12 protein-coding genes and 1 tRNA gene are annotated in these 14,743 nt (G+C 62.7%); 6 read left to right on the top strand and 7 right to left on the bottom strand.

The features are described 5' to 3' along the window. Positions 1 to 113 precede the first annotated feature (113 nt). From NKI61_RS19800 to NKI61_RS19780, 5 genes are read left to right on the top strand one after another with little or no spacing between them, the layout of a single operon-like run. Positions 114 to 1,712 (top strand): ABC transporter substrate-binding protein, encoded by a 1,599-nt coding sequence (locus NKI61_RS19800; RefSeq protein WP_023669491.1) that lies wholly within the window; start codon positions 114 to 116, stop codon positions 1,710 to 1,712. A 47-nt stretch (positions 1,713 to 1,759) separates the two neighbouring features. Then, positions 1,760 to 2,767: an ABC transporter permease subunit gene (locus NKI61_RS19795; RefSeq protein ID WP_023692619.1), complete on the top strand. Its 1,008-nt coding sequence runs from the start codon at positions 1,760 to 1,762 to the stop codon at positions 2,765 to 2,767. A gap of 26 nt (positions 2,768 to 2,793) precedes the next feature. Then, the gene (locus NKI61_RS19790) at positions 2,794 to 3,678 is read left to right on the top strand and encodes an ABC transporter permease subunit (RefSeq protein WP_050485757.1); all 885 of its coding nucleotides are present in this window, start codon (positions 2,794 to 2,796) and stop codon (positions 3,676 to 3,678) included. Continuing rightward, positions 3,678 to 4,523 (top strand): ABC transporter ATP-binding protein, encoded by an 846-nt coding sequence (locus NKI61_RS19785; RefSeq protein WP_023696764.1) that lies wholly within the window; start codon positions 3,678 to 3,680, stop codon positions 4,521 to 4,523. Before NKI61_RS19790 ends, NKI61_RS19785 begins: the two co-directional genes overlap by 1 nt. Next, positions 4,523 to 5,353 carry a dipeptide ABC transporter ATP-binding protein gene (locus NKI61_RS19780; RefSeq protein ID WP_023669495.1) on the top strand — a complete coding sequence of 277 codons (831 nt, stop codon included), beginning with the start codon at positions 4,523 to 4,525 and terminating at the stop codon, positions 5,351 to 5,353. The genes NKI61_RS19785 and NKI61_RS19780 overlap by 1 nt, the downstream gene beginning before the upstream one ends. 123 nt (positions 5,354 to 5,476) lie before the next feature. On the opposite strand, the gene NKI61_RS19775 is transcribed toward NKI61_RS19780, so the two are convergent. The 6 genes from NKI61_RS19775 to NKI61_RS19750 all read right to left on the bottom strand — a co-directional run bounded on the left by NKI61_RS19775 (position 5,477) and on the right by NKI61_RS19750 (position 11,359). Beyond that, on the bottom strand, positions 5,477 to 7,273 hold the full coding sequence (locus NKI61_RS19775; RefSeq protein WP_027049321.1) for an ABC transporter ATP-binding protein: 1,797 nt from the start codon (positions 7,271 to 7,273) through the stop codon (positions 5,477 to 5,479). Further along, positions 7,273 to 8,319, bottom strand: coding sequence for a glycosyltransferase family 2 protein (locus NKI61_RS19770; protein ID WP_023738159.1), 1,047 nt, complete (start codon positions 8,317 to 8,319; stop codon positions 7,273 to 7,275). Before NKI61_RS19770 ends, NKI61_RS19775 begins: the two co-directional genes overlap by 1 nt. Next, complete coding sequence (locus NKI61_RS19765) at positions 8,316 to 9,428, bottom strand: glycosyltransferase family 2 protein (RefSeq protein WP_023669498.1); 1,113 nt, start codon at positions 9,426 to 9,428, stop codon at positions 8,316 to 8,318. Before NKI61_RS19765 ends, NKI61_RS19770 begins: the two co-directional genes overlap by 4 nt. After that, the gene (locus tag NKI61_RS19760) at positions 9,425 to 10,603 is read right to left on the bottom strand and encodes an acyltransferase family protein (protein ID WP_352840349.1); all 1,179 of its coding nucleotides are present in this window, start codon (positions 10,601 to 10,603) and stop codon (positions 9,425 to 9,427) included. Before NKI61_RS19760 ends, NKI61_RS19765 begins: the two co-directional genes overlap by 4 nt. Further along, the gene (locus NKI61_RS19755; protein WP_352840348.1) at positions 10,603 to 10,791 is read right to left on the bottom strand and encodes a hypothetical protein; all 189 of its coding nucleotides are present in this window, start codon (positions 10,789 to 10,791) and stop codon (positions 10,603 to 10,605) included. Before NKI61_RS19755 ends, NKI61_RS19760 begins: the two co-directional genes overlap by 1 nt. Before the next feature lie 492 nt (positions 10,792 to 11,283). Continuing rightward, positions 11,284 to 11,359: transfer RNA gene (locus tag NKI61_RS19750), tRNA-Thr, on the bottom strand. A 351-nt stretch (positions 11,360 to 11,710) separates the two neighbouring features. Between NKI61_RS19750 and NKI61_RS19745 the strand changes: the two genes are divergently transcribed. Further along, positions 11,711 to 12,958: a hypothetical protein gene (locus NKI61_RS19745; RefSeq protein ID WP_352840347.1), complete on the top strand. Its 1,248-nt coding sequence runs from the start codon at positions 11,711 to 11,713 to the stop codon at positions 12,956 to 12,958. Positions 12,959 to 12,965: 7 nt separating this feature from the next. Here NKI61_RS19745 and NKI61_RS19740 read toward each other — a convergent pair whose 3' ends face one another. Next, complete coding sequence (locus NKI61_RS19740) at positions 12,966 to 14,564, bottom strand: cisplatin damage response ATP-dependent DNA ligase (protein WP_352840345.1); 1,599 nt, start codon at positions 14,562 to 14,564, stop codon at positions 12,966 to 12,968. Positions 14,565 to 14,743: the final 179 nt, after the last annotated feature.

Here is a 14,743-nt window from a genome sequence, read left to right as displayed (position 1 = left end):
TTCTGCTTACGGTGGGGTAGGCAAACAGGGTGTTCCAAAGCCGGAAAAACGGTGCTTATATGCGCGCTTCGCGAGCCTATAGAGGGGCTTGGAAGAACATCAGGGAGTGCTCAATGAAAAAGAAACTGACTTTTGCAGCCGCGTTGCTGGCTGCAAGCGTCCTCGGCGGTGTGGCCAATGCCAAGACGCTGGTCTATTGCTCGGAGGCCTCGCCGGCCAACTTCGACCCGGGTACCACGACGGGCGGCAACGACTTCGACGCCTCGTCGCGCACCGTCTATTCGCGCCTGGTCGAGTTCAAGCATGGCGGCACCGAAGTTGTGCCCGGTCTCGCCGACAAATGGGAGATTTCGGACGACGGCCTGGTCTATACTTTCCACCTGCATCCGGGCGTGAAGTTCCAGACGACGGATTTCTTCAAGCCGACGCGTGATTTCAATGCCGACGACGTCGTCTTTTCGTTCGATCGCCAGTTCAACAAGGAAAACCCCTGGAACGGCGAGAAGTACCTGCCGAACCTGACCTGGGACTACTACACCGGCATGGACATGCCGAAATACGTCGCCAAGTGGGAAAAGGTCGATGACCTGACCGTGAAGCTGACGCTGACCGAGCCGAACGCGCCGATGCTGGCCAATCTCGGCATGGACTTCGCCTCGATCGTGTCGAAGGAATATGCCGACCAGCTGGAAAAAGACGGCAAGATGGCCGACTTCTCGACCAAGCCGGTCGGTACAGGTCCGTTCCAGTTCGTCGACTACCAGCTGGATTCGGTCATCCGCTATGCGGCCAACCCGGACTACTTCAAGGGCAAGGAAAAGATCGACGATCTCGTCTTCGCGATCACGCCTGACGCCACCGCCCGCATCCAGAAGGTGCTCGCCGGCGAATGCGATATCGCGCCCTATCCGAATCCTGCCGACATCGGCACGATCAAGGCCAACGCCGACGTGACCCTGATGGATCAGGCTGGCCTCAACATCGGCTATATGAGCTATAACACCACCATCCCGCCGCTCGACAAGCCTGAAGTGCGCCATGCGCTCAACCAGGCGATCGATCGGGAATCGCTCATCAAGTCGCTGTTCCAGGACGCCGGCGCCACGCCGGCCGTAAACCTGATCCCGCCGACCATGTGGTCGTGGAACAAGGACGTGAAGTCCGACGCCTATGATCCGGAAGCCGCCAAGAAGGTGCTGGCCGATGCCGGATTGAAGGAGATCCAGCTTTGGGCCTCCGACCGCGTCCGTCCCTACAACCCGAACTTCCAGCGCGCCGCCGAACTGATCCAGGCTGACTGGGCCAAGGTCGGCGTCAAGGCGGAGATCGTCAGCTACGAGTGGACGAAGTACCGCGAAGAAGGCAAGAAGAAGGAGCGTCCGGGCGCCTTCCAGATCGGCTGGACCGGTGACAATGGCGATCCGGACAATTTCTTCGCCACGCTGTTCGCCTGCTCGGCCATCGGCGTGTCGAACTACTCCAGCTGGTGCGACAAGGACTTCGAGGATCTGATCCAGAAGGCCAAGAAGACCAGCGACCAGGCCGAACGCACCAAGCTCTATGAAGAGGCGCAGGTTGTCTTCCAGAAGCAGGCTCCGGCCTTCCTCATGGCACACAGCCAGGTCTACGCAGTCGTGCGCAAGAATGTCAGCGGCTTCATGATGGACCCGCTCGGCATTCATCGCTTCGACGGCGTCGACAAGGCCGAATAGAACTGTTAGGCGGGCGGCGCGCAATCAGGCGCCGCCCGCTTTTCAAGATGCTCCGATATCTCCTAAACAAAATCGTCTTGGTGCTGCCGACGCTGATCGGCATCACCATCTGCGCCTTCGCTTTCGTCAGGCTGCTGCCTGGCGATCCCATTCTTGCCATGGCCGGCGAGCATGGCGTGTCGCCCGAGCGTTACGCGGAACTGAAGGAACAGTTCGGCTACAATTTGCCGATCTGGCAGCAATACGCGCATTATGTCCGCGATGCCGCGACCGGCAATTTCGGCGTGTCGATTTCGTCCAAGCGGCCGGTCATCGAAGATTTCATGACGCTCTTCCCGGCAACCGTCGAGCTCTCAGTCTTCGCCATGATCTTCGCCATGGTGCTGGCCATCCCGGCCGGCATCATTGCTGCGGTCAAACGCGGCTCCTGGTTCGACCAGGGGCTGATGGGCACCGCCCTTGTCGGCTATTCCATGCCGATTTTCTGGTGGGGTCTGCTGCTGATCATCTTTTTCTCCGGCTATCTCGGCTGGACCCCGGTTTCAGGACGCATCGGCCTTCAGTTCTTTATCAAGCCGATCACCGGCTTCCTGACCCTCGACAGCCTGCTCTACGGCAAATGGGATGCTTTCCGCTCGGCATTGAGCCACCTGGTGCTGCCGACAATTGTGCTCGGCACCATCCCGCTGGCGGTGATCGCGCGCCAGACGCGCTCGGCCATGCTCGAAGTGCTGGGCGAAGACTATGTGCGGACCGCCCGCGCCAAGGGCCTGTCGTCGTCCCGCGTCATCGGCGTGCATGCGCTGCGCAATGCGCTGATCCCGGTGGTCACCACCATCGGCCTGCAGGTCAGTACCCTGCTCGCCGGCGCCATTCTCACAGAAACCATCTTCGCCTGGCCGGGCATCGGCAAGTGGATGGTCGAATCCATATCCAAGCGCGACTATGTCGTCGTGCAGTCAGGCTTGCTGCTGATCGCCCTTATCGTCATGGCCGTGAACCTGATCGTCGACGTGCTTTATGCCGTCATCAACCCGCGCATCAGGGCGGCGTGATGAGCCAGTCGACCGAAATCGCCCCGATGGCCGCCGGCAACCCTGACCGACTGACCGGCTTCAGGACTTTCTGGCACTATTTCTCGGTAAACCGCGGCGCCGTCATCGGCCTGTTCGTCTTCATCCTTTTGGTGCTGGCCGCGCTCTTTGCACCGCTGCTGGCACCCTATGCGCCCGACATCCAGGACAAGACCGCTTTCTTGCGTCCGCCGGCCTGGCAGGCAGGCGGCAGCATGGAATATCTGCTTGGCACCGACGCGGTCGGCCGCGACATGCTCTCGCGCCTGCTCTATGGCGCGCGTTTCTCGCTGCTCATCGGCGCCGTCGTGGTCACGCTGGCGCTTGTCGGTGGCATCACGCTCGGCCTTTTGGCTGGCTATTTCCGGGGCTGGGTCGACGTGGCGATCATGCGGGTCATGGATCTGATCCTGTCCTTCCCGTCGCTGCTCTTGGCGCTGGTTCTGGTCACCATCCTCGGCCCCGGCCTGTTCAACGCCATGCTGGCCATCGCGCTTGTCCTGCAACCCCACTTTGCCCGTCTGGTGCGCGCTGCCGTCATGGCCGAAAAGAGCCGCGAATATGTGGTCGCCGCCAAGGTCGCCGGCGCCGGCCATATAAGGCTTATGCTGCGCACCATCCTGCCCAACTGCCTGGCGCCGCTGATCGTCCAGGGCACGCTGTCCTTCTCCAACGCCATCCTGGAGGCGGCCGCTCTCGGCTTTCTCGGCCTTGGCGCCCAGCCGCCGACGCCGGAATGGGGCACCATGCTCGCCTCGGCGCGTGAATTCATCCTGCGCGCCTGGTGGGTGGTGACTTTCCCCGGTCTGGCTATCCTCATCACCGTGCTTGCCATCAATCTGATCGGCGACGGTCTGCGCGATGCGCTCGATCCGAAGCTGAGGAGGTCGTGATGGCGCTGCTCGACATCCGCAATCTCGTCGTCGAGTTCCAGACCGCCTCCGGGCCGTTCCGCGCGGTCGATGGCGTCTCGCTCCATGTGAACGAACGTGAAGTGCTGGCCATCGTCGGCGAATCCGGCTCCGGCAAGTCGGTGTCGATGCTGGCTGTGATGGGGCTGTTGCCGTGGACGGCGACGGTCACTGCCGACGAGATGAGCTTCAACGGCCGCGATCTCCTGAAGATGAGCCCGGCCGACCGGCGCAAGATCGTCGGCAAGGACATGTCGATGATCTTCCAGGAGCCGATGGCCAGTCTCAATCCGTGCTTCACCGTCGGCTTTCAGATCGAGGAGGTGCTGCGCTTCCATATGGGCATGGACAAGGCCCAGCGTCGCGAGCGCGCCATCGAATTGCTGACGCAGGTCGGCATTGCCGAGCCGGCCGAACGGCTGAACTCGTTTCCGCACCAGATGTCGGGCGGCCAGTGCCAGCGCGTGATGATCGCCATCGCCATCGCCTGCAATCCGAAGCTTCTGATCGCCGACGAGCCGACCACCGCGCTCGACGTCACCATCCAGAAGCAGATCCTCGACCTGCTCGTGTCGCTGCAGGTTAAATACGGCATGGGCCTGATCATGATCACCCACAATATGGGCGTGGTCGCCGAGACGGCCGACCGCGTCATCGTCCAGTACAAGGGCCGCAAGATGGAAGAGGCCGACGTGCTGTCGCTGTTTGAATCGCCGAAGAGCAATTACACCCGCGCGCTGTTGTCGGCGCTGCCGGATAATGCCGTCGGCGACCGGCTGCCGACCGTCTCGGACATGCTGTTCGAACCAGCTGCCGGGGGCGTCTGATGAGCATCAAGGTCGTCGAAGGCAAGGACATCGTGCGCGACTATCACGTCGGCGGCGGCCTGTTTCGCGGCGCGCGCACCTTGCATGCGGTCAAGGGCGTCTCGTTCAGCGTCGACAAGGGCAAGACGCTGGCCATCGTCGGTGAATCGGGCTGCGGCAAGTCAACGCTGGCGCGCATCATCACGCTGATCGATCCGGCAACGTCGGGCGAACTGTTCATCGACGGCAACAAGGTCGACATCGCAAGGAACGGCCTGACCAGGGAGATGCGCCGCAAGGTGCAGATCGTCTTCCAGAACCCTTACGGATCGCTCAATCCGCGCCAAAAGATCGGCGATGTGCTGGGCGAGCCGCTGCTCATCAACACCGACAAGCCGGCCGAAGAGCGGCGCGACCTCGCCATGAGGATGCTGAAGAAAGTCGGCCTCGGAACCGAGCACTACAATCGCTATCCTCACATGTTCTCGGGCGGCCAGCGCCAGCGCATCGCCATTGCCCGCGCGCTGATGCTGAACCCGAGCCTGCTGGTGCTTGACGAACCGGTCTCCGCGCTCGATCTTTCGGTGCAGGCGCAGGTGCTCAACCTGCTCGCCGACCTGCAGGACGAATTCCAGCTGACCTATGTCTTCATCAGCCACGATCTGTCGGTCGTGCGCTACATCGCCGACGATGTGATGGTGATGTATTTCGGCGAAGCCGTCGAATACGGCTCGCGCGAGGAGGTCTTTGCCGACCCCAAGCACAACTACACCAGGACGCTGTTCGCCGCGACGCCGCGCGCCGACGTCGCCTCGATCAAGGCGCGGCTGGCGAAGAAGAAGGCCGCCTGACCTCTCACCGAGAATTGTTTTTGAACAATCGGAAATGCGTCGCGGCGGTGGTTTGCCGGCAGGATTGATCGCGATCTGCGAGCTGCCGGGCGCAAGCCGCGTCGCAGGTTGGGGTGCGCCCCATCACTCACCCGCTCCGTGCTGGTAAAGCTCGTCCATGCTGAGCATTGCCAGGGTTGCGAAGGGGGCCTGTTTTTTCACCCGACCGCGGCTCAAGATCACCACGTCGTCGCAGAACGATATGGTGCTGTAATGATGACTGATGACAATGGTGGTGCGGCGGCCGGCCCGCGACTTCAGCGTCTCGACAATAGCGGCTTCTGACAACCCATCCACCGCACTGGTGGCTTCGTCGAGGATGAGAATATCGGGATCGCGCACCAGCGCCCGCGCCAGGGCGATCCTTTGCCTTTGTCCGGCTGACAGGTTGATGCCCCGGTATCCGACCAGCGTCGCGTAACCCTGCGGCAGGTGCTCGATGAATTGATGTGCCTCGGCCAGCCTTGCGGCGCGCATGGCGTCGCTGGCCGACGCCGTGTCGTAGCCGTAGATAATGTTTTCAAAAATGGTGCCATCGACCAGTTCCAGCTCCTGACTGGCCAGGGCAATGTTCCGCCGCCACTGGCTTGGGTCCACTTCATCGAGCGGTGCCCCATCGACGAGGATCCTGCCGCTGTCGGGTTTGACGAAGCGGCACAGGAGATTGACGATCGTCGTCTTGCCGGCGCCCGAGCGGCCGATCAACGCCGTCGAGCGGCCGCTGCGGATGTCGAACACCGCCTTATGCAGCACCGCCTCGCGCGCGTCGGGGCCTGACAGGGGACCGGAATAGGCGAAGCTCACATCATCGAAGCTGATCCCTTGGCGCAAGCCGTCGAACGGCAGGCTGCCCTGCGGCGCCTCGGGCTTGTCGGAAGGATCGAGCAGCCATTGTACCTCCTCCAGCGAGCCGCTCATGCCTTGCAACTGACTCCAGGACATCTGCAAGGCCCGCATATGCGGCTGCAGTCGGTAGAGCAGGATGAGGAAGGCGACGGTCAGCGGGAAGCTTACATTCGCCAGCCAGGCTCCGATCACCACCGCCAGGAACAGCATCGCGTGCAATACTTCGGTCAGTGGCGGCAAGACGCCCTGGCGGATTGAAAGCACGAAAGCCGCCCGCCGCACCCCGTCGGACGCTTTGGCGAAGACCGCCTTTTCACGGTTCTCCTGCCCGAAGATGCGAATCAGGCGCCCGGCATGCACCAGATGCAGCATCTGCGACGCCAGTGCGCTGTTGCGCGAGACGACGCTGCGGCTCGGCGCCTTCAGATTGGACGACAAAACCCCGTGCGCCAGCTGGACAAGCGCCAGCCCTAGAGTCACCAGCAGCGTCATCTGCCAAGAGAGGAGCAGGAGGAAGGCGAGCAGGATGACGGCGGCCGAGGCACTGACGATCGCGCCGAGCAGGGCCTGGATAGCGTCGGATGCTCGCCAGGATTCGTTGGAGATGATGTTGAGCAGCCGCCCGGGGCTTTGCTGCAGGAAAAAGGGGTAGCCGACCCTGAGCAACTGCTCCGACAGTGCGCTACGGATCGAATAACCTGCCTTGCCGTAGATGTAGCTGGTCAGCAGAGTGTTGGCGAAGGCAAAGACATTTTTCAGTACGATCGAACCGAGGATCGCGGCCGAAATGGCGATCAGCCGCTGGCGCTCGCCGAGGTCCGCTCCAACCTGCTGGAGGAGGGCGGAGAAACCGGCCATGCCTGATGTTTCGCCACGTCCCATAATGATGCCAAGCAGCGGAATGATGAGACCGATGCCGAGGCCTTCCAGCGCGGCGCCCGCAAGCCCGAGCCCCACCACGACGGGAACGAGCCGCAACAGCCTGCCACCAAGCGCGCGGCGCAGCATTGGCAGGGCTGACGGAATCAGTGACATTATCGCGCTCTGGCCTCCGCATTGGCTTCGCTGGCTTGTCGGTCGTGGCGCAGCGGCAGCCGTTTTGGCCATCCCATCATGACGAGCAGCGCAAATCTGGCGGCACCTGCCAGATTCATAACGACAATAGGCCAGTGCGACAGATCGAGGTCGCGGTCAAAGCGAGGACGGCCCGCCAGTTCCCTGAACGCGGCCCGCGCGGACCAATAGACATGGCGAAGCAGCCAAGGGGCGTGGCGGACATGTTTCAGGCACAGCGCACCATTACCGAGGCTATAGTCGCGGTGCAGCCTGTCGATCGACTTGCGGTCTCGCCGGCCGTGATGATGCAAGACCGTCATGTCGGGCACGTACTCGACCGGCATGCCGAGCAGCATCGCCCGCACGAGATAATCAGTATCTTCAGCCGAGCGTAGCGGGCCGCCAGCGCCGAAGCGTTCGTCGAACGAGCCGATGCGGGCCGCGACGTCGCGGTGCATGGTCATGTTGCAGCCGAGCACGAAGCCGCCGGGGTGGACCGCCGGGGTCAGCCGCTCGCTTGCCTCGCGGAGCTTTATGGTGAAGGGCAGGTCCCGGGCATCACCGAGCTCGACCCGGCCGCCGCGGATCAGCCACTTCTCGCCACTCCGGTAGTGCCGCTCCAGGTCGCGGAGATAGTCGCGGTCGAGCTTGCAGTCGTCGTCGACGAAGACCAGCACGCGGCCTCGCGCTCGCGCCAATCCGGCATTGCGGGCAGCGGCTAGTCCGGGGCGAGTCTCCGAGACGGCTGTGACTGGGATGTCGGAAGTTTCGGCGATAGCGGCCAGCCGCTTTGACGTGCCGTCCCGTGAACCATTATCGACCACCACCAACTCTGCCGCGAAGGTGGCGTGCACCCGGCATGCGGCCTGGATCGAGGCTATGCAAGCCTCCAGCACAGCGGCGCGGTCGCGCGTGCAGACGATGAAACTGACCTCGAGCGACGGCCGCTCCGATCGGGGAGATGTCGGGACAGGCGCACTCGCAAACTGGTGATCGCGCAGGAGCGGGTGGGGCCTGTCGGTCATACCAGTCCCCGCTGATAACGCGCAAGCACCGCTTCGGCCGGCGTGGTTTTGAAGAAGTAGGCCACCGCGTCCGCCCGCTTTCCGGCCCTTATCGAGAGCAGGCTGAGCCAAGGCGCCCAGACGCCGGGACGCAGCGCATATTGTTCGCGGCGCCGGATGAAATTCCATCTCGCCGTCCGCGTGAGCAATTCGTGGGTCAGCGGCGGTTCTCCTTCGTCGCCGACGAGCTGGTAGAGGAAATAGAACAGGTTCAGCGCGCCTGCCTCGAAGCTTGGCCGTGTGTCGGTCGGCAGCTCGGAAATCCGCTCTTCGAGCGCACGGATGAAATCGGCTGCGCGCGAAACCGTGTCGAAAGAGACGGCCTCGCCGATGTCCCGCAGATCCGCTGTGGTTTCCGCAAGCCCCTCACGCTCGAGATTTTCGGCCACGATCCGCAAATGCGTCCTGCGCATTTCCTTGGCATGCCGCATGGTCACGCTTCCCGCATGGATGCGATAGACGAGCAGGCTATCGGGCAATATGGTCGCCGGGAAACGGCCGGCAAGCCGTCTGAAGAGATCAAAATCCTCGGCATGTCTATATTTAGGATCGTAATAGAGATCGTTGTTCCCAATGACATTCCTGTTGTAGATCACCGTCGGATGTAAGAATATCGTAAAGAACATCGACAATATGTCGAGCCGGCCGAGCCGGAACACCGGGTCTAGCCTGCCTTTGGCGATACGGCCGTGAAGCAAGGTATCGACGCAGGCGCCGCAGAAGCCGAGATCGGGCCGCCGCTCGAACAGTGCGACCTGGCGCGAGAGGCGCCGGGGATAGGCGACATCGTCCGCATCCATTCGCGCAACAAGCTCGCCCTGGGCCAGTCGTAGCCCTTCATTGAGGGTGGCGACGAGGCCGCGGTTCTCACGCGAGATGACAGAAACGCGATTGTCTGCCCGGCGGTATCGTTCGAGAATCTCGAGCGAGTTGTCAGTCGATCCGTCATCGATAGCGATGACCTCCAGGCGATCGTAGTCTTGCCGCAGAATGCTCTCCAGCGCAGCGGTGAGATAAGGCCCGGCATTGTAGACCGGCAGCAGGACGGAGACGAGCGGCGCAGTGGTCATCTCTGCGCATCCGTTCGCCGGAGTTCGAGTGCGGCGCGGCCATCGGGGGATCCGCCGGGATAGGCGTCCGCCGCCCTGCCGAGCCAGCCGTCGCCAGAGCGTGCCTGGGAGCGGCGGCGCGCTACATAGGGGAAGCGGCGCTTGAGGCCGTTGAGCGGCTTTTCGAAAGCCGTCCACGAGATCGAAGCGACGGCGATCGTGGCGGCGCTCGCGACCAGGAAACGCCCTGGCCCCTGCTCCGAGACATTGAGCGGGATCCAGGGCTGTGACTTGACGGCGAGCGAAAGAAGGATCGGATGGTAAAGATAGACGCCGTAGCTGATGCGGCCCAGTGACAGCAGCGGTGGCAGTTCGAAAACCCTGCCGAGGACGCCGCCAAGGCCGGCTGAACAGGCGGCGACAACGGCCACCAGCGGCACTAGGGGCAGGATCTGCAGTAACGCCCAGCGGGCCCATTCCAGCATAGGATCGGCCGGCGCAGGGATAAGCCACTCAATCGCCAGGAAGACAGCCGCAAGGGCTGGCCAGCCTAGCCGCATCCATTGCGGCAGGCCGGCGCCTCTGGTCCGCCGGCAGGCAAGCAAAGCACCAAACGCCAGCGCGTCCATCGATGCTGGCGGCAGCAGGTCGCGCGCTAGCGCCGGGGTGGCGGTGATCGGCCAGCAGAAGCGATAGGCCAGCGACAACAGGATGACGCCGATAGTGATCGCTTCCACCCGCCGGCGGGGTGCGAGAAGCACGACCAGCGGCCAGGCGATATAGAACTGCTCCTCGATGCTCAGGCTCCAGAAATGGCAGAGTAGCCAGGGCGTCCATTCGTTGCGCAGCGCGTACCAAAAATTCGACAGGTAAAGCGCATGCCAGACGAGCGATCCACTGGACTGCTCCAGATCGGTCAGCCAGACGAACCCAAGCACGGCGAAATAGGGCGGGAATATGCGCAGCGCGCGCCTGATGTAGAAGGAACTCAATGCAGGGCCGGCTTTGAATTCGGCCGCGGCGCGCGCTTCGAGCAGCAGTCGTGTGATCAGGAAGCCGCTCAGCACAAAAAAAAGCCGCACCCCGATGTGGCCCCAAAAGGAGGACCCGTTGGGTGCAAGGAAATGGGAATAGAGAACCATCGTGACAGCGATGGCGCGCAGAGCGTCCAACTGATTGTCACGCGCGACCGCCATCAGCCATTTCCGCCGGTCTGAAGTCTCCGATGAAGCCAGCGGCCCTGCATTCCGGGCCTCAGGTCGAGGCCTGCCAGCGTCGAGAGTGCGCCGACAACATCAAACCCGCGCCTTGTGCGCGGGGCAGCCTCGAAATCGGTGCTGGCCAGCGAAAAATTCAAGCTGATCAACTTGGCGGAATCCTCCACGGCGCACTTCCCAGTACCAAATCCCCCAAGAAATGGTGCAACCTGGCAATGGTGCAGTGCAACACAAAATATCTATCGAGCTGTAATATTTGTGTGAGTTAGTGCTAAAAATGGGCATGATTTGCGAGTGCGTTGCGTCGCTGAGGGTTTTTCACGTCCGCAATGCTGCATGAGCAGTAGTACCATGTCAGAAAAGGCACGATTTAATTACACAACTATAATCCGGAGTGTCTGATATAGGTCAAAATTGACGAAGATTATTCTAAGATAGTGGTTTTGTATCTTATAAATTATGCTTGTATTGTCGGGTTCTCTAGGCTGTCGATCTTGCGCGATGCAGCATAGTCGATGGTCAAGCGTCTGACGACGCAATCCTGTGGCGGCGGCCATATGGCGCATGTCGACGAGGCAGACAGGAAGTGCCGGTGTTGGCGTAGGGAGTGACGTGCATTAGCCTTGCACCTGCCGTCACGCTTGCGTCGGATGGAGAACTGGTGCCGCTTAGGTGACTCGAACACCTGACCCCATCATTACGAATGATGTGCTCTACCAACTGAGCTAAAGCGGCCCAGGAAGCGCGAAGCCTCCAGGATCGGCTGGGTGATAGACTCAACCGGCCGCTAATTCAAGATGGGCAACCGTGATTTCAAGGCTGGATCCGGCAATTCGTCCCGTCATTTTCCATTGGCGCGGAATAAGCCATCGCCTTGTTTGCTTTTTCGATTACGCGGAGACGTCGCGCCGGACTGCGCGCAAATCGCCCGGCAAGGTGGCAAACGGACTGATTTTATTGCTAAAAGGCATCGAAATGGGCGTTGAACAGGCCTGTAAGGCAGAATGCGGGCGCTCGCCCGTTGATTGATTGGTCGCCTGCGGCTAACGATCATGGCAATGTAAGCGAACGGACAGGGGAATTCGCTTGGACGCGATCGAAAAAGCGATCCGCAACGCCTTCGAGAAAGGCAACGCCGAGGACCGGGCATTTCGCGAGCGGGTCTATCGGTCGGCTTTCGCGGCGCTCGACCGCGTGCTCCAGGCCAATCCCGGCGTGACGGTGGAAGCCGCCATCAAGCGCCGTAAGGCGGTGCAGGAAAAGATCGCCGAGATCGAATCCGAATTCCTGCCCGCGGTCCCCGATGTCGCCGCGCCGACGCAGAGCGCCGCGCCGACGCAGAGCGCTGCGCAGACACAAGATACCGCGCTGACGCAACGCGTTGCGCAGCCGCAAGACGCCGCGCAAGCGCCAGGCGCCACCGAAGCGCCCGCGGTCGATGCCCCGACAGGTGTCGCGGTCGGACCGTCGCCGGCGATCGTCGTTGATGAACCGGTTCAGCCCGAGGCATCCGACGCGCCGCGTTCGCGCGTGCTGCCGGTCGTCCCCGACATCATGCCTGACGCCACGCTGCCCGGCGCCCCGGCGATCGATATGGCCGATTCCGCGCCGGCCGAGGCTGCGGCGGAAGTGGCGCCTGATCGCGATGAAAGGCGGATAAGGGGCCGCCGCCTGCCGCTGACGGCGATCTTCTTTGGCGTGACGTTGCTCGCCGCCGCCGGCATCGGCCTCTATTTCGCCGTGCAGACCGGGGTGTTCAAGACGCCGGCGCAGCTCGACACGGCGCCGCCCGAAGCGCCGCCGACCGTCGACGATGACGACTTCACGCCGCCTGCCGGTACAGCTGAGCCGCAGCAGCCTGGCGCGCCGCAGCAGCCTGGTGTCGCCGAACAGACGCGCGACTGGATCAACGTGTTTACACCCACCGATCCAACGCATGTGGCGACCCCGTCCGACGCCAAGGCCGATGTCGTGCAGGACGACACCGGCTCCTTCCTACGCATCCGCTCCGGTGCTTCCGGCTCGGCCATCAGCTTCGATGTCGGGCAGGGCGTGCTGGAGAAGCTTGCCGGCAAACATGCCGTGTTCGACATCGTCGCCCGCGCCGAGGACGGCAAGGACACGCAGATCTCCGTCGACTGCAATTTCGGCGATCTCGGCGATTGCGGCCGCAAGCGCTATGCGGTCGGCCAGCAGCGTAACGAATATCTGTTCGACGTGAAATTCCCCGACAAACCCCCGGGCGCCGCCGGCAGCATCGCCATCAACTCCGACTTCGACAAGCAGGGCAAGGCGGTCGACATCTACGAGATCCGCGTCTCGATCGAACCGTGAGCGCTGCCTAGCGATCCAGCAGCGCCTGCAGCGTCTCGATGCGGTCGGCTTCGGCGGTCGGCTTGTCCCAGCGCAGCCGTGAGATGCGGGGAAATCGCATCGCAACGCCGGATTTGTGGCGAGTCGAACGGTTGAGACCTTCGAACGCCACCTCCAGCACCAGGCCTTGGCTGCGGTCGGCGCGCACCGAGCGCACCGGGCCGAAACGCTCGACCGTGTTGTCGCGGACAAATTTGTCGATCTGCTTCAGCTCCTCGTCGGTGAAGCCGAAATAGGCCTTGCCGACCGGCACCAATTCCTCCGCGCCTTCCGGCCCCGACCAGACGCCGAACGTATAGTCGGAATAAAAGCTCGACCGCTTGCCATGGCCGCGCTGCGCATACATCAGCACAGCATCGACCGTGTGCGGATCGCGCTTCCACTTGAACCACGGCCCTTTCGGCCGTCCCGCGAGATAGGGCGAATCCCAGCGCTTCAGCATCACGCCTTCGATAATCGGGTGCGGCGGCGCGCGGCGCAGTTCCTCCAGCGTTTGCCAATCCCGGAATTCGACGAATGGCGACAGATCGAAACGGTGCGGGTCCAGCGTTGTGATGAAGGCCTCAAGACGGGCCCGCCGCTCGCGGAAAGGTAGCGCGCGCAAATCTTCGCCGTTGATCTGCAGCGCATCGTAGCAGCGCATGAAGGCCGGGTATTGCTGCTGTATCTTCGGGGCCACGCTCTTGCGATTGAGCCGCTGTTGCAGGTCCGAAAACGTGCCGGTCGCCGCGGGCTCGCCGACCAGCAATTCGCCGTCGAGCGCGGCGGAAAAATTCATCGCCTGGGCGAGATCGGGGAATGCGCCGGACACATCGTCGCCGGTGCGCGAATAGAGCCGGCGCACGCCGCCCTCGCACACCGCCTGAACGCGGATGCCGTCCCATTTCCATTCCGCGGCAAAGGCGGCCGGATCGAGCTTTTCGAGGTCGCCGTCGCCGACCGGGTTCGACAGCATCACCGGACTGAACAGGGCAAGTGCGGTCCGCTTCGGCTTCTCGGCCTTGCCTTCCAGCCACGCGAACAGCGAGATATAGGGCGGCGTCAGCCCGTGCCACAGCTCCTCGATCTCGGCGACATCGACCTTGCCGAAATCGGCCAGCGCCTGTTTGGCCAGCCGCGCCGAAACGCCGATGCGCAAGCCGCCGGTGACCAGCTTAATGATGGCAAAGCGCGCCGAAATGCCGGCGCTGTCGAGCAGCCCGGCCAGCACCTTGGGTCCGTCGGAGCGGCTCGCCGCCTGCAGCGTCGCCACGACATCGCCAAGCGTCGGCTCCCGGTTGGGGATATGTCCCGGCGTTTGCGGCCAAACCAGCGAGACGGTTTCGGCAAGGTCGCCGACATAGTCGTAGGAATAGCCGAACAGCACCGGATCCATGCGCTCGGTGACCAGCGTGCGCAGCATCGCCGGCTTGACCGCCGCAATGTTGAGGTCGCCAGTGATAGCCGCCAGCGCCAGCCCGCGGTCGGGGTCCTCGACGCTGCGGAAATAATCGACGAGCAGTGTCAGCTTGCCATTGCGCGACGGCGTCAGCACCAGACGGTCGAGGAGTTCGGCAAAGCGGTTCATGGATGCAAGGACCGCGTTGACGGCAGAGGTTTGCGCTCTGGCACACCCCCCTCTGTCCTGCTGGACATCTCCCCCGCAAGGGGGGAGATTGGCAGCCTTGATCTTGCCGCCCATCTTGCGAGGTTGGCGATTGGCGAAAGCGGAGGTGACATCTGATCTCCCCCCTTGCGGGGGAGATG

Origin of the sequence: Mesorhizobium sp. M0514, from assembly GCF_040321145.1 — a bacterium.
GTDB lineage: Bacteria > Pseudomonadota > Alphaproteobacteria > Rhizobiales > Rhizobiaceae > Mesorhizobium.
Note: the sequence above shows the minus strand (reverse complement) of the source record. Positions and strands in the feature narration are given on the sequence as shown.